The sequence below is a fragment of the Rhizobiaceae bacterium genome (assembly GCA_023953835.1).
In the GTDB taxonomy this organism is placed as follows: Bacteria; Pseudomonadota; Alphaproteobacteria; order Rhizobiales; family Rhizobiaceae; genus Mesorhizobium_G.
The window spans coordinates 3728667-3748847 of sequence record JAMLJB010000001.1; the positions used below are offsets into that span (position 1 = coordinate 3728667).

General features: G+C 61.1%; 19 protein-coding genes. 11 read left to right on the top strand and 8 right to left on the bottom strand.

Features of this window, described 5'->3' with window-relative positions:
• Positions 1-22 precede the first annotated feature (22 nt).
• Genes M9924_17595 through yajC form a run of 4 tightly spaced genes read right to left on the bottom strand, consistent with a single transcriptional unit; the run spans position 23 to position 4217 of the window.
• On the bottom strand, positions 23-862 hold the full coding sequence (locus M9924_17595; protein ID MCO5066210.1) for a phytoene/squalene synthase family protein: 840 nt from the start codon (positions 860-862) through the stop codon (positions 23-25).
• Positions 863-1249: an Mth938-like domain-containing protein gene (locus tag M9924_17600; GenBank protein ID MCO5066211.1), complete on the bottom strand. Its 387-nt coding sequence runs from the start codon at positions 1247-1249 to the stop codon at positions 863-865. It lies immediately after the preceding gene.
• Between the two features lies 1 nt (position 1250).
• Positions 1251-3815, bottom strand: coding sequence for a protein translocase subunit SecDF (secDF, locus tag M9924_17605; protein ID MCO5066212.1), 2565 nt, complete (start codon positions 3813-3815; stop codon positions 1251-1253).
• 60 nt (positions 3816-3875) lie between these two features.
• On the bottom strand, positions 3876-4217 hold the full coding sequence (gene yajC, locus M9924_17610) for a preprotein translocase subunit YajC (GenBank protein MCO5066213.1): 342 nt from the start codon (positions 4215-4217) through the stop codon (positions 3876-3878).
• Positions 4218-4388: 171 nt separating this feature from the next.
• Between yajC and M9924_17615 the strand changes: the two genes are divergently transcribed.
• Positions 4389-5261 (top strand): ATP-binding protein, encoded by an 873-nt coding sequence (locus tag M9924_17615; protein MCO5066214.1) that lies wholly within the window; start codon positions 4389-4391, stop codon positions 5259-5261.
• A gap of 5 nt (positions 5262-5266) precedes the next feature.
• On the opposite strand, the gene M9924_17620 is transcribed toward M9924_17615, so the two are convergent.
• Together M9924_17620 and M9924_17625 are read right to left on the bottom strand one after the other, a co-directional pair.
• The gene (locus tag M9924_17620; GenBank protein MCO5066215.1) at positions 5267-5605 is read right to left on the bottom strand and encodes a hypothetical protein; all 339 of its coding nucleotides are present in this window, start codon (positions 5603-5605) and stop codon (positions 5267-5269) included.
• A 79-nt stretch (positions 5606-5684) separates the two neighbouring features.
• Entirely contained in the window at positions 5685-6032 is a 348-nt protein-coding gene (locus M9924_17625) for a hypothetical protein (GenBank protein MCO5066216.1), read from the bottom strand.
• Between the two features lie 355 nt (positions 6033-6387).
• Here M9924_17625 and M9924_17630 point away from each other — a divergent pair, with 355 nt between their 5' ends.
• From M9924_17630 to M9924_17675, 10 genes are all read left to right on the top strand, one after another.
• Positions 6388-6657, top strand: coding sequence for a DUF2934 domain-containing protein (locus tag M9924_17630; GenBank protein MCO5066217.1), 270 nt, complete (start codon positions 6388-6390; stop codon positions 6655-6657).
• 131 nt (positions 6658-6788) lie between these two features.
• Complete coding sequence (gene map, locus M9924_17635) at positions 6789-7616, top strand: type I methionyl aminopeptidase (protein ID MCO5066218.1); 828 nt, start codon at positions 6789-6791, stop codon at positions 7614-7616.
• A gap of 88 nt (positions 7617-7704) precedes the next feature.
• Entirely contained in the window at positions 7705-8325 is a 621-nt protein-coding gene (radC, locus tag M9924_17640; protein ID MCO5066219.1) for a DNA repair protein RadC, read from the top strand.
• Positions 8326-8501: 176 nt separating this feature from the next.
• On the top strand, positions 8502-9755 hold the full coding sequence (locus tag M9924_17645) for a site-specific integrase (protein ID MCO5066220.1): 1254 nt from the start codon (positions 8502-8504) through the stop codon (positions 9753-9755).
• Complete coding sequence (locus M9924_17650) at positions 9752-10171, top strand: nuclease (protein ID MCO5066221.1); 420 nt, start codon at positions 9752-9754, stop codon at positions 10169-10171. The genes M9924_17645 and M9924_17650 overlap by 4 nt, the downstream gene beginning before the upstream one ends.
• A 44-nt stretch (positions 10172-10215) precedes the next feature.
• Entirely contained in the window at positions 10216-10581 is a 366-nt protein-coding gene (locus M9924_17655; GenBank protein MCO5066222.1) for a type II toxin-antitoxin system RelE/ParE family toxin, read from the top strand.
• 4 nt (positions 10582-10585) lie between these two features.
• Positions 10586-10948 carry a helix-turn-helix domain-containing protein gene (locus M9924_17660; protein MCO5066223.1) on the top strand — a complete coding sequence of 121 codons (363 nt, stop codon included), beginning with the start codon at positions 10586-10588 and terminating at the stop codon, positions 10946-10948.
• Between the two features lie 18 nt (positions 10949-10966).
• Positions 10967-11962 carry a hypothetical protein gene (locus tag M9924_17665; protein ID MCO5066224.1) on the top strand — a complete coding sequence of 332 codons (996 nt, stop codon included), beginning with the start codon at positions 10967-10969 and terminating at the stop codon, positions 11960-11962.
• A gap of 62 nt (positions 11963-12024) precedes the next feature.
• A complete protein-coding gene (locus M9924_17670) occupies positions 12025-13935 on the top strand; it encodes an AAA family ATPase (protein MCO5066225.1) in 1911 nt (636 codons plus the stop codon).
• Entirely contained in the window at positions 13932-15842 is a 1911-nt protein-coding gene (locus M9924_17675) for an ATP-dependent helicase (protein MCO5066226.1), read from the top strand. Before M9924_17670 ends, M9924_17675 begins: the two co-directional genes overlap by 4 nt.
• Positions 15843-15970: 128 nt before the next feature.
• Here the strand turns inward: M9924_17675 and M9924_17680 are convergent, their stop codons facing one another.
• On the bottom strand, positions 15971-16780 hold the full coding sequence (locus tag M9924_17680; protein ID MCO5066227.1) for a toll/interleukin-1 receptor domain-containing protein: 810 nt from the start codon (positions 16778-16780) through the stop codon (positions 15971-15973).
• Between the two features lie 104 nt (positions 16781-16884).
• Positions 16885-20181, bottom strand: a complete 3297-nt coding sequence (locus tag M9924_17685) for a DUF499 domain-containing protein (GenBank protein MCO5066228.1) — start codon at positions 20179-20181, stop codon at positions 16885-16887.

Genomic DNA, 20181 nt, shown 5'->3' on the forward strand with positions numbered 1-20181 from the left:
GAGACGGAGAGTGAAGAACGGACTAAAAGCCCCGGCTCGCCGCGCGGAACAGCAACCAATGCCGTTTCCACCCAGGGATGTCGGCGACCTCATGCGCCGCCTTGAAGCCCTTCCTGTCGATGGCGTCGAGATAGGCGCCAGTCAGCGCAACGGGCAGGAATGCAGGGCGCAGTGACAGGGGCAAGTCGCCTGCCTGACTGAGAAAAGCCGTGAGATGTTCTCGCGCCAGCGCCGTCATCGCTGCAACGGCGCGGCCAAGCGCGGCGTTGTCTCCGCCGTTGAGAAGGCTCTCCACGGAGAGGCCCGACGCCGCGAGGATTTCCGCCGGAACATAGCACTGGCCACGCGCGCGGTGCAGCGGCAGGAGCCGCAGCAGCCCGGCAATGGCCTGCGCGCAGCCTGCATGCCCGGCAAGTTCCGCGAAAGATGGGGCGGCAGCCTTATCGAGCACAAGCGCCGACAACTGGATGAGCGCCGATGCCGTCTCGCCGCAATAGCCCTCCAGATCGGTGCGCGACGGCATGGGGTCGTTGTAGAGATCGAAGATGCGGGCCTCGATGTAGTTATCGAAGGCACCGGGCGGCAGCTCATGGCGGGCGATGGCTTGCATCAACCCGGATGCCAGTGGGTGACCGGCAGCGGCTTCGGTCGACGTTGAATCAATAGCATCGCGCCACCATTGCAAGCGGATTTCGCCGGGCATCGGATCGTGGATGCGGTCGCGCACCGAGGCGATCTCGACATTGAAGGCATAGAGCGCAAACAGCGCGGCGCGGCTCGCCTGCGAAGCATAGAGAACGCTCAGGTAGCGGTCCGGGTCGGCGCGGCGCAGTTCGGCCGCTATGTCCGGCTCCTGCGGCATTCAGTCCACGGCGACGAGCGCGGCCGCCACCGCGCGGTCTTCCGCGAGAAGCACGTTGTAGGTGCGCACCGCGGCACCCGTGGACATGGGGTCGGCACTGATGCGGTTTTCCCTCAGCACCGCCCGCAATGACGAATCCAGCGGCTTGAGGTCCGGTCCGGTTCCGACCAGCAGGATTTCCACGCTGTCAGCTTCGGCGATGAGCTTTGCGAAATCGTCCGTGGCAAGCGCGTCGGCATTGGCCGGTTCCCAGCCATAGATTCCAGACGGCAGGCACAGGATCGAGCCGCGATGCGACATGTCGGCGAAACGGAATCCGCCATTGCCATAGGCCTCGATTGGCGCGCGCCCGGGAAAATGCGCCTCCCGGATGACGATTCCTGCCATCTCAGCCCTTTGAAGGTTGCGCACCCGCAGGCGCTGCCGGCAACTGCTCCTTGTTGTCAGTCTCCGTTCCTTCCTGCCGAAGCCTGAACAGGATCAGCAGCGGGCCAGCGACGAAGACAGAGGAATAAGTACCGACCAGGATGCCGAAGATCATCGCAAAGGTGAACGAGCGGATGACTTCACCGCCCCAGATATAGAGCGCAATGAGAGCCAGCAGCGTCGTGACGCCGGTCAGGATGGTGCGCGACAATGTCTGGTTCATCGACAGGTCGAGCAACTCCTCGATGGGCATCTTCTTATATTTGCGCAGGTTCTCACGCACGCGGTCATAGACGACAACCGTGTCGTTGATCGAATAGCCCACAATCGTCAGAATGGCGGCGATGCTGGTCAGGTTGAACTCCAGCCCCGTGATCACATAGAGGCCGATCATCATGGTGACGTCGTGGATGGTGGCAATGATCGCGCCAAGTCCGAACTGCCATTCGAAGCGGAACCAGATGTAGATGAGCATCGCGACCATCGACGCCAGCACGCCCATCGCGCCATTGAAGGCAAGCTCGCTGGAGACAGTCGGCCCGACCGACTCGACGCGACGGAAATCGTAATCATCGTTCAGTTCGAGATGCACCTTGTCGACGACGCTCTGTTCCGCCTTGTCGCCCAGGTTCTGGCCTTCCACGCGGATCAGCAATTCGCTCGGCGAGCCGAACTCCTGCACCTGCACGTCGCCCATGTTCAGTTCGTTGAGGCGGGCGCGCACGTCGGCGGAATCTGCCTGGCCGCTCTTTGCCTGAACCTCAATCGAGGTGCCGCCACGGAAGTCGATGCCGTAGTTCATCTCGATGGAGAAGAACAGGATGACGGCGGCAATGGAGAGCGCGGCCGACAGGCCGAAGGCATATTTGCGCCAGGACATGAAGGGCAGCTTCGTGTCGTGAGGCACGAAGGTGATAAGCCCGCTCGGCAGTTCCTTGGGCTTCATCCGGCGCAGCCAGACCGCAACCAGCCAGCGGGTCAGCGTGAAGGCCGTGAAGACCGTGGTGATGATGCCGATGGCGAGCGTCACGGCGAAGCCCTTGACCGGGCCGGAGCCGAGGAAAAACAGGATGACGGCGGCGATAAAGGTCGTGAAGTTGGCATCCACGATGGTTGCCAGCGCTCGCGAAAAGCCGGAATCCAGCGACTGGACCAGTGAGCGCCCCCATCGCCTCTCCTCTCGCACGCGTTCATAGATGATGACGTTGGAGTCGACCGCCATGCCGACGGTCAGCACGATGCCGGCGATGCCGGGCATGGTGAGCGTCGCACCAAGCAGGGACAGGATCGCGACGATGAGGATGACGTTCGCCGCAAGCGCGATGTTCGCAATCAGGCCAAGCGTGCCGTAGGCGATCAGCATGAACCCGACGACGAGGATGCCGGCGATCACGGAGGCGAACTTGCCGGCGTCGATGGAATCCGCGCCTAGGCTTGGGCCGACCGTGCGTTCCTCGACGATGGTGAGGTCCGCCGGAAGCGCGCCCGCCCGCAACAGTACGGCAAGATCGTTTGCGCTCTGTGGCGTGAAATTGCCGGATATCTGTCCGCTGCCGCCAAGGATAGGCTCGCGAATCTGCGGTGCTGATATCACTTCGCTGTCGAGAATGATCGCGAACAGGCGACCGACATTCTGTTGCGTGGCCTGTGCAAATCGCTGCGCGCCCTTGGCGTCGAAGCGGAACGACACGACCGGCTCGCTGGTGCGCTGGTCGAACGTCGCCTGCGCGTCGACAAGGTTTTCGCCGGAGACGATGACGCGATTCTCGATCAGATAGGGAACCGGCGGATCGTCGGTCGAATACATCACGGTCGAGCCGGCAGGCGGACGACCGTTGATCGCCTGTTGGACGGGCACCGACTGGTCGACCATCTGGAAAGTCAGCTTAGCGGTCTGGCCGAGAATTTCCTTGAGGCGCTGCGGATCCTGGAGGCCGGGAACCTGAACAAGGATACGGTCGGCACCCTGCCGCTGGATAATCGGCTCCGTGGTGCCAAGTTCGTTGACGCGGCGGCCGATGACTTCGATGGACTGGGTCACGGCGCTGCCGATCCGATAGTTCAGCCCTTCGTCCGTCATATTGTATTGCAGCACGCCCGGCTGCGGCTCCTGCAACGCGAATTCCCGGATCGCGCCGCCGTTGAACAAGCCGGAAGAAATCGGCTGCGTAAGGACCTCCAGCGCCTGCTTGGCCTTGTCGAGGTCGTTGGCCTCGGAGATGCGTACCGTTACGTGACGCTCTCCGCTGGTCAGTCCGGTATATCCGATCTTCGCGTCGCGCAGCAGGGTGCGAATGTCGTCGCGCGTCGCCTGAAGTCGTTCCTTGATCAGGTCTTCCTGATCGACCGCCAGAAGAACGTGCGAACCGCCTTGAAGATCGAGGCCAAGCGTCATCGGCTGCTTGGGCACCCAGCCCGGCAGGGATTCAAGCGTCGCTTTGGAAAACAGGTTTGGAAGCGCCAATATCACGCCGAGCAGCACGACCGCCCAGATCGAAAACGTCTTCCAACGCGAAAAATAGAGCATATCCGTCTTCCGTTCCGACCGGCCGGGTCAGTCCCGCCCGGCGGCCTTGCCTGAGCAGGCTTATTTCTTGACGTTCTGGTTTGCGACCGGCTCGCCCTTGACGCGCACCTCGGCGATGGTCTGCCGCACCGCGGTCACCTTTACGCCGTTGCCGAGGTCAACCTCAAGCTCGTCGCTGCCTTCGTTCACTTTGGTCACCTTTCCGACCAGTCCGCCACCGGTCACGACCGTATCCCCACGGCGGATCGCCGTGAGCATCTCGCCGCGCTTTTTCATCTGCGTGCGCTGCGGACGGATAATCATGAAATACATAATGACGAAAATGAGTATGAACGGCAGAATGCTTACCAGCGCTTCGGGTCCTGTGCCCGCCGTCTGCGCATAAGCCGGTGTTACAAACATAAGGAACTCCCCACAAAATGCAGGCTCTTTGCCGCCTGCCCGAAAGTGCGCGGAATATAGTCGCTCGCGCCCCCATTGCAACACACGAACTGCGCTAGTTGTCACCTTTGCGTGCGCGGCGGCGCGTGATAGACCTGCCGCCGGAAAACTCCCTCGAACACAAGCCTGCAAATGACTGAAAAGACGATTGAAACACTGAACTCGAAGCTTGATGAACTGATTGCGGCAATCAGCCGGCTTTCGCCGCCACCGCCTCAACCGACCGATATTTCCACCGCCGACTGCTTTGTCTGGAACGCCGAAACCGGCGTGCTGGACCCGGTCCAGCGCGTGAACCGCGTCGAAATCGAGCTGATCCGCGGGGTGGATCGGGTGCGCGACATACTGGTCGACAACACCGAACGATTTGCAGCCGGCCTGCCCGCAAACAACGTCCTGCTGTGGGGTGCGCGCGGCATGGGCAAGTCATCGCTCGTCAAGGCTTCCCATAGCGCGATCAATGCGGGACGTGCGCCTGCCGATGCCCTCAAGTTGATCGAGATCCATCGCGAGGACATCGACACGCTGCCGCGCCTGCTGGCCATCCTCAAGGCTTCGCCCTGCCGCTTCATCCTGTTTTGCGACGACTTGTCGTTCGACCACGACGACACGTCCTACAAGTCTCTCAAGGCAGCGCTTGAAGGGGGCGTCGAAGGCCGGCCTTCGAACGTGATCTTCTACGCCACGTCGAACCGCCGCCATCTGCTGCCGCGAGACATGATCGACAATGAACGCTCGACTGCGATCAATCCGTCCGAGGCCGTGGAGGAAAAGGTGTCGCTGTCGGACCGCTTCGGCCTGTGGCTCGGCTTTCACAAATGCAGCCAGGACGAATATCTGGATATGGTCGACGCCTATGTGCGCCATCACGACCTCAAGATCGACGCCGACCAGTTGCGTGCCGAAGCGCTTGAATGGGCCACCACGCGCGGCAGTCGCTCGGGCCGCGTCGCGTGGCAGTTCATCCAGGATCTCGCCGGTCGGCTTGGACAACCACTGGACTGAACGGGTCAGGCTGCCGTCAGTTGCCGGTGCTCTTCGTGCACGATCTCATCGAGAACCGTGTGCGGCGCAGTGCAGGCATAGTACGAGAAGGCGATATTCTCGTCCGCCAGTCCTGCCGTGCGGCAATCGGGACAATAGAAGTAAGGCTTCAGATCGGACGCGAACGCGCTGTGGTGCGGGCCGAGATAGCGCGTCAGAACGACGAGGTTCAGGTGCACGTTGTGATTGCATCCCGTGCTGGTGCAGCGGGCGCGAATATCGACACCGAGCGCAATGTACTGTCCCAGCGTCCTGATGTCTGCCGGGTCCGGTACAGCGGGAAGTGGAAACAGATTGTGCCGCATGATCTAGGCACAAACTGACTCAACTCGCTCGTTTGGGCTAGCCCATACGGGAGTATGTGGGCCAGCGCCAGCGCGATGCTTAGCCTGCTTTCGCCTGTACGACCTCGACCTGATTGTCCCGCTGCGCCGCCACGACGATCGAGTGTGGCGCGGTGCAGGAAAAATGGGTGAAGTCGATCAGCCGATCGTGCTGCCCCGCCTCCCTGCATTTCGGACAATAAAAATAAGGCTTCAGGTCTTCGGCGCGCGCGCCGTGGCCGGACCCCAGATATTTTGCCACGACCACGAGATTGACCCGAACGGTGTGGTTGCAACCCGTGGTGTCGCATGAAGCCCAGACTTCATAGCCAAGCGCCAGATGCTGCCCGATTGTGTCGACGCTCAGCGGAAAGCGAACCTCCGGGAGCGGAAATAGATCTGATGTCATAACTCTAACCCAAGAACTGACACAGCGCCCGCCGACCGAAGTCGGCGGGCACACTCAATACGGCTTCGGGCGGGCGCTAAGGGAAAGCCGCGATGAGTGCCTGATCCTAGTGCGTCCCCGAAGTGCAATACAATTCAGCACTTAGAGGAGGGTAGGCGATACACCCTACAGCCTTCGCTTGTGTCTGATCCCGCATCGCCGGGTCATCAGAGCGACATATGCCTCTGTGTAAGACAGTCGCGGCATATTCTTGCTTTGCACCAATTGCACTCTATGGCAGGCTGCATGCGCGGCCTGACTCCGCCTACCGATTCCTGCTTGCTTCGGCCGTACAAACGCCAACCGGGAGTTCGATATGAGCGCAAATCGTGACGAGCGCATAAGACAACGGGCACACGCTATCTGGGATCGCGAAGGCAGGCCGGAGGGCGCTGCACAGCGCCACTGGCAACAGGCCGAACAGGAAATCGCCCAGGAAGACAGTGCGCCGGCCAAGAAGCCTGCCGCGAAGAAAGCAGCCGTGGCCAGGAAGCCGAAGGCCGAGGGCGCATCGACCAAGACGGCGGGTGCCGGCCCTGCCCTTGCGAAACGCTCCAAGGACGCGAAGAAGCCGGCGAAGGGTTGAACGGGTTCGATTTTCACGGATCGCCGGACATGCACGTTGCCAGTTCGACCCGCGCTGTTGAAATTTTCGAGCCAAGGTGCCAAATCGAAGGGAATTGGACACGCCTGCGGGCAAGACCCTGAGACTTTGACATGGTTACCTATCTCGACGCCGAAACAGCGCCGCTGCGCAACACCGGCCAAATCCGCCTTTATGGGCCTGAGGCCTTTGAAGGCATGCGCAAGGCGTGCCAGCTCACGGCGCGCTGCCTCGACGAACTCGTGGAGCTTGTGACGCCCGGCGTGACGACCAACACGATCGACCGTTTCGTTTTCGAGTTCGGCATGGATCACGGCGCCCTGCCCGCCACGCTCAACTATCGCGGCTATACGAAATCCTCCTGCACGTCGATCAACCATGTGGTCTGCCACGGCATTCCCGACGACAAACCGCTGCGCGAGGGCGATGTCGTCAACATCGACGTCACCTATGTTCTGGAGGGCTGGCATGGTGATTCCAGCCGCATGTATCCGGTCGGCCAGATCAAGCGCGCCGCCGAGCGCCTGCTGGAAGTGACGCATGAGTGCCTGATGCGCGGCGTGGCCGCCGTGAAGCCCGGCGCACGCACCGGCGCAATCGGTGCGGCGATCCAGAGCTATGCCGAGCGGGAGCGCTGCTCAGTCGTGCGCGACTTCTGCGGCCACGGGGTCGGCAGACTGTTCCACGACGCGCCCAACATCCTGCATTACGGCTCGGCGCATGAAGGCGTCGAGATGCGCGAGGGCATGATCTTCACCATCGAGCCGATGATCAATCTCGGACGTCCGCATGTGAAGGTGCTCTCCGACGGCTGGACGGCGGTGACGCGCGACCGCTCGCTCTCGGCGCAATATGAGCATACGGTTGGAGTGACCGGCACCGGCTGCGAGATCTTCACACTGTCGCCCAAGGGGCTGGATCGGCCCGGCCTGCCCTCCTGAACCGAAATCCTCGGGAATAATCACGTCTGCCCGCTTCAATACTTCTTAAGCGCACCCTAATATAATGGTGTGCGGCGCAGGATGAAGCATGCAGGACGAGCAGGATGAGCGCGGTTTCTTCGGCGAGCAGCCGGTCAAGCCGCTGACAAGAGCCAAAGCCAAGACGGACAAGCCGCACTATCTCGGCCATCGCGAGCGCCTGCGCCAACGACTGCGCGATGCGGGGCCGGAAGCGCTGCAGGACTATGAAATGCTGGAGCTGCTGCTGTTTCGCTCGATCGCGCGTGCCGACACCAAAACCCGCGCCAAGGCGCTGATCCAGCGTTTCGGATCGCTGGGCGAGGTGCTGGGCGCGGCGCAGCACTTGCTGCGCGAAGTGGAGGGCATCGGCGACGCCGTCGCATTCGACCTCAAGGTCGTTGCGGCGGCCGCGCGCAGAATGGCCAAGGGCGAAGTCGCACAGCGCGAAATCTTGTCCTCGTGGCAATCGCTGCTGGACTATGTGCGCACCGCAATGGCGTATGAATCGAGGGAACAGTTCCGCATCCTGTTTCTCGACAAGCGCAACGCGCTGATCGCGGACGAAGTGCAACAGACCGGAACCGTCGACCACACGCCCGCCTATCCGCGCGAGGTCGCGAAGCGGGCGCTGGAGCTTTCCGCAACGGCTATCATCCTCGTCCATAACCATCCCACTCACCTTTTTTGATCACGCTGGATCACGCTGGATAACGCTGATTATCAAGGCTTTTTGGGGTTGTCGTAGAGTCGGATACCGTGGCATAGTGGGGTCGGTCTTAAGGGGATTGAAGCCCTTTTTGACCCCAGTCGCCGACCCCACAAATCCGTCTGGCGACCCCACTTGGAAGCCGATGGAGAACCCCAGTGCCAAGCCTTACCGATGGAGAAATTCGCCGCGCCTTGAAAGAGGTCGAACAGACCGGAAAACAGCTGAGCCTCGTCGATGGCGAGGGACACGGAACGGGGCGCCTCGTTCTCGTGATGAAGCCGATGCCGACCCGTGTCACCGCCGACTGGATGGCCCAGCAGTGGCGCGATCAGAAGCGCATCAAGAAGAAGCTCGGGTCATATCCCTCGATGTCGCTCAGCAAAGCACGAGAGGTGTTCAATCGCGATTTCGCGGAGATGATTCAGAAGGGTCGCAGCATCAAAATCGCCGGTGACACGAGGCCCGGGACCGTCGCCGACCTGTTCGAAGCCTATGTCGCCTATCTCAAGGGCGCGGAGAAATCCTCTTGGAAGGAGGCGGAGAAGGGCCTCAACAAGATTGCGGACACGCTCGGTCGTAATCGCCCTGCCCGCGACATCGAACCGGATGAGATCACGGCGATCCTGCGCCCGATCTATGAACGCGGTAAGCGGTCGATGGCGGATCATGTGCGAAGCTACATTCGGTCGGCTTACAGCTGGGGCCTGAAGTCGGAGCACGACTACCGCTCGGCTTCCGCGCGCCGGTTCCGTCTCGTCTACAATCCGGCCGCAGGCATACCGACCGAACCCAAGAAGGTCGGAACGCGCTGGCTCGACGAGGACGAATTCCTCCGGCTCTACCGCTGGCTCGAATGCCCCGACGCTCCCGTGCATCCGCCATACACCCGCGCGGTCAGACTTCTAATGCTTACGGGGCAGCGCGTGCAGGAGATCGCCCGCCTGCACATCGACCAGTGGGACGCGAAGGAACGGATCATCGACTGGTCGAAAACCAAGAACGGAAAACCGCACGCGATCCCTGTGCCGACGGTCGCGGCCGAGCTCATCGAGTCCATCAACGTGAATGAGTATGGCTGGTTCTTTCCTTCGGCAACCGATCCCTCAAAGCCGGTGAGCCACGGGACCCTCTATTCCTTCATGTGGCGCCAGCGGGACCGTGAGGTCATTCCTTACGTCACCAACCGCGATCTGCGGCGGACGTGGAAAACGCTCGCCGGCAAAGCCGGCCTGTCCAAGGAAATCCGGGATCGCTTGCAGAACCACACGCTGCAGGATGTCAGCTCCAAGAGCTATGACCGCTGGAACTACATGCCAGAGAAGCGCGCCGCCATGGCGAAATGGGACAAGTTCGTCCGAGCGCTCCTGAAAACGAAGAAGAGCAGCAGAACGTTGCAGGAGGCCGCGTGAGCCGCCGGCCGCTCCTTCTTGCCGGCGCGCTTGCCTTTTTCAGCTCGGCCGCCCCTGCCCATGCAGATCCATGCGAGGCCCCCCTGCCGACACAGGCCGGAGAGCGATTCTCCGGCGCGGTCCGTTATATTGGTGACGGCGATGGCCTCTGTGTCGGCAGGACGGCCGACCCCACGGAGTGGATCGAGGTCCGCCTCGCCGACTTCGACGCGCCCGAGCTTCACCAAGCTGACGGCGCCGCGGCCAAGGCGGCGCTCGCGCGCATTGCTCTCGGTCGCCAGGTCACATGCAGAGCCGAACGCGGCCGCGGCGGGCGCGTCGTCTCATTCGACCGTGTAATCGCACGCTGCCAGATTGGTCCCGACAGCATCGGCGACCTCCTTCGCCGGGCCGGCATCGTCGCGGGTGGCAACTGATGCCGGCATATTCCACCCTTGACCTGACATAGCTTGGAAGCTATATGACTTGGGACGTCAGACTGCACGATTCCTTCGAGGTGGAGTTCCTGGCTTTCGAGCGCGAGGTCCAGACCGAACTGCTGGCTATGGCAAAACTTCTCGCCGAATACGGTCCGCAGCTCGGTCGGCCCTATGTCGACACGCTCAACGGCTCCAAACACACCAACATGAAGGAGATGCGCTTCTCGGCCGCCGACGGCGAATGGCGCGCAGCCTTCGCGTTTGATCCCGAACGGAAGGCTATCCTCCTGATCGCGGGTGATAAGTCGGGCGTTAGCCAGAAGCGCTTCTACAAGCAGCTTATCGCAAAGGCGGACAGCCGGTTTTCCGATCACCTGGAAAACCTGAAATCCGCGAAGAAGGGATGATCCTATGGGACGGAGCCTGAATGAAGTAATAGCTTCGCTGCCCCACGATCAACAGGAGCTGATCGAGGCGCGTTATAATGACCTGAAGCAGGAAGTCGAAGGCCTCCGAGAGTTGCGCCAAATCGCGGGCAAGGCGCAAGAGGACGTCGCGACAGCGCTGAAGATCAAACAACCTTCGGTGTCGAAGATCGAGAACCAGGCCGATATGTATCTCTCGACCTTGCGCAGCTATGTTGAGGCGGTCGGTGGCAAGCTCGAACTGACAGTGAAGCTCCCGGCCCGTCCCCCGGTAACAATCCACTCTCTCGGAGATCTGGCTCGCTCCTCGCCTCATACTTCCGCGCGCCGCGGCTCCGCAAGACGCTAGAGCGTGCCAGGGGGGGCGATGACGGAACAGGTCGAACAAGTGGCGGAAGAAGATGAGACGCCGTCTCGTGTTCCCGACTATCAGATCAGCTTCAGGGATTGCGCGGACCAGGAGACCGCAGAACGCATTGCTCCACAGGTGAGTGCGGTTGTATCCGCGATGAGCCGTTACCTTCCGCTTGGGCGGCTGGATGGCTTCACTTTCGCCAATGATTACGCTGCAGCGCTCGCTGAGCTTGACCGAGGGTTCGGCGCTAGTGGCGCCCTCACCGCGACCCAGGAGGACTTCGGTGTTGGCGTCGCAATGTCGCCAACGGTCGTTCGAAATGGCGTCATCAAGACTCGAGTCGTGATGAGTGCCTGGTTTGCGTATGCATTGATCGGCGACAGCGAAGAAGATCGCACCCTTGCTGTTCATACAATCGCCCACGAGCTAAGCCACGTCGGCTGCCACCTCATTGTCGAGGAAGCTCTGCCCGGCGTGATGCTGCAGCCTATTGAAGACGGCTACGCCTCTATCCTCTATCGCCACAGCAGCGCATGCTGGGACGAGTACTTCGCATCTCGGTGGAGCGCGCCGCTCAATCCTGCTTTCATTGATGGCTATCGCGATACGGTAATCACAGCTTTGGAGCGCGCCGACGAGCGCATAAACGCCGCTAAGGACCAGTTTTGGTCGGATCGCGATCTAGAGCTCGTCGTCGATGCGGTATTTAGCTCAATCGGGAGCGTCATGAAGTTCTCGGGATACCTTCTCGGTCACGCCGACGGGGCGGGCATCGACATCTACGATACGGAAGGCCGCCTCGCGGATAAGCTCGAGGAGCTCGGCCTGCACGATTGGTTTGATGCGCTTCACGAGCGCGTACGCGACCTATTTGAGCGGGCGGGTCAGTGGGAAGAGTTGAGCGAATTCTTCGTACTAAATGACTCGGTCGTGGAAGCAGCCAACACCTACAAAATCATATGCCAGCGCTCCGTCGACACGCCCATGTGGGTCAACATTTTCGAATGAACAATCAGCGGATCCCTTAACTATCAAGATACAGGATCTGGCAGCCTTTACTTGGGGGAAACATGAAAATCAGCCAGGTCCGAATTGAAAACTTTCGGTGCATCCGCGAGCTGGATGTAGGCCTTGAGGACACGACCGTGTTTATCGGTGCCAACAACTCCGGAAAAACCGCGATCCTAGAGGCAATCCGGATTGCGCTCTCGCGTCGATGGGGCCGAAGGGGAACTGGCTTCACCGAACATGACGTGCACTCCCCTGGAGAAACGCAGGATCCAAAAACCGCTCCGCCCGTCCGCGTGTTCCTTCGCCTCGAGGAAACCGAAGCCGAGGAATGGGACCCGGACATGGTCTCTGCGCTGGATGATTTGGTTGTACTGAGCGACGCCGGCCGCAATCTCATCTCGCTTCGTGTCACGTGCGAGTGGAAGCAGGAGTCGGAAGCGTTCGAACCCTCGTGGGAATTCCTGAACCCCGAAGGTGAGCCGCTGACACAAAAGGCGCAGCGTGCGACCAACCTGTCCGGCTTTTTCTCCTACGCTCCGCTCTTTTACCTGGCAGCCCTCCGCGATGCGGCCGACGAGTTCGGTCCGCGCTCTTCGCTCTGGGGGCGCCTGCTCAAATCCATTCGCATCCCCGGAGCAGTCGAGGCAGAGGTTCAAACCACGCTGGACGGACTCGACACACAACTGTTGGCCGCCGATCCACGACTAGCAGATATCGCAAAGACGATCAGCCAAGCAGCAAAAATTGCGGTCGGGCAGAGCGAGGGTGACGCGAGATTGCGAATGCTGCCCATGAACACATGGGACTTGATCTCCCGGGCCGCGGTCGTGCTCAAGAACGAGGACCTTCGTCCGTGGCTCCCGCTGGACCATCATGGTCAGGGGTTGCAAAGCCTTTCCGTAATTTTCCTGTTCCAAGCTGCGGCCTTCCAGCAGTTAGAAGAGGAGCAGCCCGGGACCGAGCCGATATTCCTTCTCGAAGAGCCCGAAGCCCACCTACACCCCCAAGCAGCTCGAACATTGTGGGATCGCGTCAGCGAGCTACCCGGCCAAAAGGTGGTGACCACGCACTCACCCTACTTCGTCCAGCACGTGCCGCTTCACAACCTCCGGCTCGTTCGATTGCAAGACGGGCGAACCGAATTAGCCTACATGCCTCGATCAGTGGTGTCTCAGTTGCCGTGGAACGATGCGGTAGCTCAGCTGGCCGTACATCAGGGGAAAATGCTTGCGAAGGACCCAGCGACTGGGAAGGTCAGCGCGACATCATGGTTCGACCAGACGATCGCGACGAATCTCGCCGGTTGCTACAAAGACAATGGTGATCAAGACGCGGTCTCCACGGCAATCGCCAACCTGCGTCACGAGTGCCGCGGAATGGTCACGCGACAGGAAGAGCACGAATTGTCTTTTCTTGGCCGGCGCATTCGCGGTGAGATTTTCTTTGCCCGCCGATGGGTCCTCGTGGAGGGCCAGTCGGAATACGTACTGCTTCACGCGATTGGAAGGGCACTCGATTATCCGCTCGATCGCCACGGCATTGCAGTGATCGATTTTCAGAACAATGGCGATGCAGCTATATACCCGGCGCTCGCGACGTCGTTCGACATTCGGTGGTGGATGATCACCGACGGTGACGGAGAAGCTGCGAAATTTCGGGCGCAGCTCATTAAGCGAGGTTTTGTCGAAGGCGATCTCGCCGACCGATTGGCAACGCTTACTCCACCCCATGGCCTGGAAGATCAGCTTGTCGCAGACGGCCACGAACAGCGCCTAAGGGCAATCCTCGCGGACGCAACCAGCAACTCCGCCCTAACGTGCGCCCAGGACGACTTTCTCAAGCGGCTCAAGAACGAGAAAATCGGCTGCATCAGCCGGCTCGCGCTTCAGGTCGAAGGCGACCCGGCCCTGGCCGAGTCGATGCCAAAGCCATTCGTGGACCTCGTTAAGGCCTTGAAGGGAGGTGCATGATGACGCCTGAGTTAGACGCAGTCCTTTCCAGTCTTAGTCCTATTCAGAGGGAAGCCGCCACGTGGAGCGATGGCTCCGCGATGGTGCTTGCCGGGCCAGGCTCGGGAAAAACCCGGGTGCTCACTTCTCGGATCGCAAAGATTCTCGACGACAGTCGCGGAAAGAATTTCCGCATTCTGGCACTAACCTTCACGACTAAGGCCGCCGCCGAGATGCGCGAACGAGTCGAGCAGTTGGTGCCTGGGCTGACCGAGAGGACATTCATCGGCACGTTCCACGCCTTTTGCACGCAGTTGCTGCGCCAACACGGGTCGCATCTAGGGATGTCACCTGACTTTGCGATTTTCGACCAAGACGCCGACCGGGAGGCACTTCTCGCGGACGCACTAGCGGCCGGCACGGCTCGCGGCGAGATCGACGTTCGTGAAGGTGTCCGGTGGCTTCGGACAATCGATCAACTGAAGTCCCGGTTGGTCGTACCTGAAAAAGCAGCGTCGCAATTTCGGGATGCCTCGACTGGCGAAGTGGTCGCGCAGGTATATCGGCTATATGAGCAAGCGTTGGGCGAACGAAATACCGTCGACTTCAATGGGCTTATCCTGGGCGCATGCCGCCTGTTCAGAGACGTCGCAGGCGTTGCGGAAAGAACACGGCGGACGTACCCTTACTGGTTGATCGACGAGTTTCAGGACACTACGCCAGCTCAATATCGTCTGATTCAGCTCGCGGCCGGAGACAAATTCAAGAATCTCTTTGCCGTCGCTGACGACGATCAGATCATCTATCAATGGGCTGGTGCGAGTTACCGGCAGATTGAAAAGATGCGGGCGGATTTCCGTCCAGAACTCATCCAACTCGTTGAAAACCACCGTTGCCCGCCGGAGATCGTGGGCGCTGCTAACCTGCTCGTCGCCCACAACACCATCCGAACGCCTGGTAAGAAACCGCTCGTTGCCGCTAAAGCGGCGACGGCGCCTTCGGTGAGCTTGCGGTTATTCGATACAGACGTCGCAGAGAGTGAAGGCATTGCCGCGGAAATCGCGGATGGTGACGTGGCGAACCGAGGCCAGACAGCCGTCCTCGGCAGGACGCGCTCTCTGCTAATTCCAATTCAGCAGGCCTTGGCCTCGCGAGGCGTTAAGTCGGTGATCGCTCAACGGCGCGATCGCTTCATCTCACCGCAGTTCACATGGCTCCAAGCGTGTTTAGATCAAGCGCTTCGCCCCACGGATGTTCGGACTTTCAAGGTACTCGTTGACTCGGCCAACCGAGTGGCGGGGCAAGATCTCGACGCCGCGATACTCGCTGCCGAGGCAGATGCCGCTGGTGCCGCGTACTTCGAACATTGGGGCAAGACTGCCGTTGAACTCGATGATCCGATCGGCGCTGCACTCGGAGCCTTCGCTATCCGTCTCGCACAATCGCGAAATTCTTGGCGGCAGGTTATTCGGGAAGCCATCCCGGTTCTCACGAATTCTGGCGGGAGCGCCGAAGGCGTCGTCAGCGACGCTGCCGATGACAAGGCGGCATGGGATGTCTGTGTGAAGGAAATTCGGGCCGAGAAAGGTGCTGATGTCGAACTCGATGAGCTGATTCAAGGACTCGCCCTGCGATCCAAGGAACCCCCGCGCGATCCATCTACCGTGACGCTGCTCACCGTTCACGCCTCAAAGGGATTGGAGTTCGACGTCGTCTATGTCGCGGGACTGGCAGAATCGATCATGCCATCATGGCAGAGCGTCAGCGCGGGCGACCAGTCTCCGGAGATGGAAGAGGAACGCCGAAATTGCTTCGTTGCGATAACGCGCACTCGAAAGACGCTGATCCTTACGCGCGCGACCCACTATCGAAACTGGTCAAAAGGCCCATCCCGGTTCCTGTCCGAAATGGGCTTTACCGATCCCTGAGCGCCGCTCACTCAAGAAGCATATCACTCTTGACTCTCTCGCGGGAAAGATAGAACAAATAGAGAACATGATGCTGAACCCGTTCCCAGAGGTCAACGAGGAATTTGCGGCCGGAGCCCGCCATAGAGTCATTGCGCGCAGATCGAGAAGATCGAAGGCAGGGGCCAGCGCGTGAAATCGGTGCTTCCGTTCGGGATCACTGAAATCGACTCGCGCCTTCCTGGCGGCGGCCTGACCCGCTCGAAATGCTCCGTCAGATCGAGCGGGTTCGCGAAGGTCAGAAAGCCATCGCCAAATTCGGCCATTGGGAATTCAAAGGAAGCCCCCAGCTTGCGTAGCAACGCGCTCTCGGCCCGGTTGCGCGGAACCAGATGATTCAGCTTCTCCGGCATCCCCACAGTTCGGAGCCAGTTGGACATCAGAACTTCGGGAGCCGCCTCGATCTTCACGGCACGCCGGCGGAGATACGCATACCACTCGGGCTGGATAATTCCGCCGCCTGCCTTCGGCACCTGCTGCCTTTCAAGCGACTTGAGAAGACTCGCAAGCCCCTTGGCCCAGCCGCCTTCGAAATCGACATACTGGAGACCGCCGATACCGAAGAGCTTCTGAAAAGTGCGAATTTTGAGAGGGACGATGAAATTGGGATCCTGGAGCTGCTTTGTCAGGTCCTCCGCGATTGAGATTTCCTCCCGGACACCCCTTCTGGCGAGGGTTTCGTCGCTACAGCACAGCAACATCTTGATCGCCCGTGTCTGAAGGGCTGTCGTGAGCTTGCCGCGCCATTCGTCGCCGGCATCGAGATCGAAGATGTCGGCGAAGACCTTGTAGCCCGCGGCTTCGAGACGTGGAGCGAGCCACAGCACGAACTGGTCGTCGCCGGGCGTCGCCTTGGAGATGAAGATCAGGTCCCGTTCAATCGGCGCGATCGCATTCATCCCTCGGGCTCCCCATCCAAACGGACGAGCACGATTGGGCTTCCGCTCGCTCTGGACGAGCGGCGGACATCGCCGGATCGGCGGGTGATGGAACGACCTCGCCATCATTCGATCGATTTCTCGACGAAACCGAGCGTATTGGCGTTCTCGACCAGCGTCCGCACCTTGGCGCGCTCAAGCCCGCCCGGGACATCGGCTTCGATCTCCAGCCTGAGCCTCACCTGGCTGCCCGGAAGTGTCGTGAGTTGCTCGACAATCGCCTCGACGATCTGATGGATGTCCCTTGCCGGTCGCTCCGGTGAGATCATGACTGCCCCGGTGAACCGGGTCGGCTTTTTCTCCGGCGCAGGCGAGCCTGGCGTTCCTCCAGCCGACTCGCCTCCTGCTTCCGGTGGGTTCCCTCCGGGCGCTTCCTGGCCGCCAGTGGACCCCGGCTGAGCAGGAGCCGGCCTATGTGCTTCGGCGACGTCGGGTTTCACGATGACGCTATCGCCATCGATGACCACAACCGCAGTGCCGGCGCGCTCGATCGCCAGACCCAGATAGGTATCGGTCTTCTCGTCCCATCGCTCGGCATAGGCGAAGGGACCGGGCAGCATGCCGCTGACCGCGGCCTGCACGGCCTTGATCAGGACCTCCTGGTTCTTCAGCCGCGGCAGATAGATGTAGCGGTTGAGGTACTCCCGCAGATCCTTGAGCGACAGGTGCGGCTTGCCGTTCCAGATGTATTTCTGGAGATCGCGATCGAGACGCGACGGCCCCAGCTCGACGAGCAAGCCCTCTTCAGCCACCAGCTTCTTGCTCGCGCGAGCCAGCAACCCGTCCTGCGCCGGAATCTTGCCGGAAACCCACTCCCAATCCGCCTGGGCGTTCTCCTGAGCCGGATAATGCAGATAGCACCACGCCTCTTTCAGGCGCGTCTTCATCGTATCGTTGGCTTCGGCCAGTTTCGTCTTGGCGAGCGCGCTGTCGCTCTGGGTGAGGTTCAGCCGCTCCGTGTCGCGGACAATCTCCCCCCAGGCGAGGGTGGCACGCACCGCGTCTTTCAGATGATCGAGCTGGCGGCTTTCCGCAGCGATGAACACCAGCATGTTGCGATAGACGCGCGGCGTGCTGCCGCGCTGCATGAGGATGTCTTTAGCCTCGACGAGCGCTTCAGAGCCGTCGCGCCCGTTGTGCGGATATTTGACGCCCAGCACGACGACGCGCACACCACCTGCTTCGTCAGGGACTTCGGCCGAAGAGGCTGGCGTAACCTGCACAGCGTCGAAATGCCCGCGATCGGCGAGGCCGTTCACATATTTGCCGAGTTCCGAGTCGATCGTCATATCGACCAGCGCCGCCTCGATTTGCGTCGCCTTGTCCGCCGCGATGCGGTTGAGGCTCGCGGACATCGAATACCAGTAACGGCCAAGATCGGCGTGCATGAACTTGGCCTGGTTGGTGAGCCGCCGCAGCGCGTCGCCGAAGATCGCCGGACGCTCGCCGGGCTGCACGACGCCGAGATTGATCTGCTTATCGTCGAGGCCGGTGTTCTGCTGCTGATGCGTCGGCGCGGTCCCCATGAAGATCGCGCGCGCGACACGCCGGGTCGCCGAATAGCGGTTCAGGTTGGGCGCTGACTGATCGATCTTGTAGGGAGTGGACGCCGTGCCATCGACATCGCCGGCGATGATCGATTGCCAGCTCACGTCGAGATAGTGGAGCAATTCCGGCTCCACGCGCGGCGAACTCACCGCCACGCTACCGGGCATAATCATCACCGACGGGTCGGCGTTCATCCAAAGCTCGTGAATGGCCTGCGCCATCAGGCGCAGCACGCCGCGCGTGCGCTGGAATTTTTCGAGCGATCCCCAGCTCGTATAGAGCTGGTCAAACAACTCGGGATGGATCGGATAGGCCTTCTCCAGCTTGCGCCGATAGTCTTCGTCCGCGCAGCCCTGCGGGAAATCGTTGGCGTTGTCCCGATAGAGCTTGGCGAACTGCTTAATCGCATTGTCGCGGTGATGGAACTTGTCGCCGGGGATGTCCTTGAACAGACGCCGCCGGACGATCTCATAGCTCTCTTCCTGGCTCGCTGGCCGCCACGAGGATTCCACCCGGCTGAAGGTCTGCTTGAGTCGCGCCAGCGCTTCCTGACCGCCTTCACCACCCACCTCGATCTGCGAGGCCGGCAAGGAGGCGACCAGCAGCGTGCCGGGACTCGCCTTGACCGCTTCGGTCAGCGATTGAACGAAGGACAGGTTCGCATCGAACGACCCGGACGGCAGCCCCTCGACCTTGTAGATCTGCCGCAGATAGGCGACCCATTCGTCGATCAGGATCAGGCACGGCGCATGTTTCTGGAAGAGCGCCTCCAGCAGGTTCGAGCCCGGCGCGATGCCGCTGGCGTCATTTTCCGCCACCATCGCGTAAGCGTCGGCGCCGCCGAGCTGCCAGGCGAGTTCACCCCAGGTCGTGCGGATTTTCCGGTCACCCTCGGCATGGAGCACGTCCTGCGGCCCCCGCGACGTGCCGACGAGCACCGCGCGGTTGATGCCCTGCGGCACGCTGAGCCCCTGCTTCTCGAGCAACTGGTCCAGGCCAGAGAGGTCCTGCACAGGCGTCGGCCCCGCCATATGATAGAGGGCCAGCATCGAGTGCGTCTTGCCGCCGCCGAAGTTGGTTTGCAGTTCGACGACCGGATCGCCGCCGCTGCCGGACAGCCGCTTCGCGGCTCCGACCAGCAGCGCGCTCAAGCCTTCCGTCAAATAGGTGCGGCTGAAGAACTGGCGCGGGTCGCGGTATTCCGGTGGCGCGCTGCCGGAATGCACCTTGGCGAGGTCGGCTGCGAACTCGGCCTGCTGGAACTCGCCGGTGGCGACATCCTGGTGCGGCTCGACCACCTCGCGCCACGGTAGAAGCCCCGCCACCGTCTCGACCGAGATTTCGAGGCGCTGGGTTTTCCGCCGCTCCTCATTGCGCTGAAGCTCGGTGAACTTGGTGCGCAGGATGGTGTCGCGCATCTTGCCAAGCTGCTCGGCCGTCTCGCCGGCGCTGATCGCCTCCATCAAGCGACGCATTGAATCGAGCGCGCGTTCGGCGTCGTCGTAGGTGAAGGTCTCGTTGTGCGAGAGCTTGTTGCGGACATCGCCCAGTTCATTGACCAACGAGCGTTCCGCGCGGCCGAGAACCGTCTTGAACGCCTCGCTCCAGAAACGATCCATCGCGTTGAACAGCGCGGCCTGGTCCCAGCCGACCTCGCCGTTGCTGTTGGGGCGCAGGCTCGGCAGCTTTTCCAGAACCTGGACCTGCCAGTGCCCCTTGAGTGAGGTTTCAAGCCGCTTTTCGACGAAGGGGATCAGCGCCGCCGGCAGCAGTTCCATCCCTTCAAACACATATTGGCGCGTGCTTTTTGCCAC

What these genes read in the sequence shown, in the direction of transcription:
- M9924_17625 (MCO5066216.1), bottom strand. Translation starts at nt 6,032, where the DNA reads ATGACATCAGATCTATTTCCGCTCCCGGAGGTTCGCTTTCCGCTGAGC.
- M9924_17675 (MCO5066226.1), top strand. Translation starts at nt 13,932, where the DNA reads ATGATGACGCCTGAGTTAGACGCAGTCCTTTCCAGTCTTAGTCCTATT.
- M9924_17600 (MCO5066211.1), bottom strand. Translation starts at nt 1,249, where the DNA reads ATGGCAGGAATCGTCATCCGGGAGGCGCATTTTCCCGGGCGCGCGCCA.
- secDF (MCO5066212.1), bottom strand. Translation starts at nt 3,815, where the DNA reads ATGCTCTATTTTTCGCGTTGGAAGACGTTTTCGATCTGGGCGGTCGTG.
- M9924_17615 (MCO5066214.1), top strand. Translation starts at nt 4,389, where the DNA reads ATGACTGAAAAGACGATTGAAACACTGAACTCGAAGCTTGATGAACTG.
- radC (MCO5066219.1), top strand. Translation starts at nt 7,705, where the DNA reads ATGCAGGACGAGCAGGATGAGCGCGGTTTCTTCGGCGAGCAGCCGGTC.
- M9924_17680 (MCO5066227.1), bottom strand. Translation starts at nt 16,780, where the DNA reads ATGAATGCGATCGCGCCGATTGAACGGGACCTGATCTTCATCTCCAAG.
- M9924_17665 (MCO5066224.1), top strand. Translation starts at nt 10,967, where the DNA reads ATGACGGAACAGGTCGAACAAGTGGCGGAAGAAGATGAGACGCCGTCT.
- M9924_17595 (MCO5066210.1), bottom strand. Translation starts at nt 862, where the DNA reads ATGCCGCAGGAGCCGGACATAGCGGCCGAACTGCGCCGCGCCGACCCG.
- M9924_17670 (MCO5066225.1), top strand. Translation starts at nt 12,025, where the DNA reads ATGAAAATCAGCCAGGTCCGAATTGAAAACTTTCGGTGCATCCGCGAG.
- map (MCO5066218.1), top strand. Translation starts at nt 6,789, where the DNA reads ATGGTTACCTATCTCGACGCCGAAACAGCGCCGCTGCGCAACACCGGC.
- M9924_17660 (MCO5066223.1), top strand. Translation starts at nt 10,586, where the DNA reads ATGGGACGGAGCCTGAATGAAGTAATAGCTTCGCTGCCCCACGATCAA.
- yajC (MCO5066213.1), bottom strand. Translation starts at nt 4,217, where the DNA reads ATGTTTGTAACACCGGCTTATGCGCAGACGGCGGGCACAGGACCCGAA.
- M9924_17630 (MCO5066217.1), top strand. Translation starts at nt 6,388, where the DNA reads ATGAGCGCAAATCGTGACGAGCGCATAAGACAACGGGCACACGCTATC.
- M9924_17620 (MCO5066215.1), bottom strand. Translation starts at nt 5,605, where the DNA reads ATGCGGCACAATCTGTTTCCACTTCCCGCTGTACCGGACCCGGCAGAC.
- M9924_17655 (MCO5066222.1), top strand. Translation starts at nt 10,216, where the DNA reads ATGACTTGGGACGTCAGACTGCACGATTCCTTCGAGGTGGAGTTCCTG.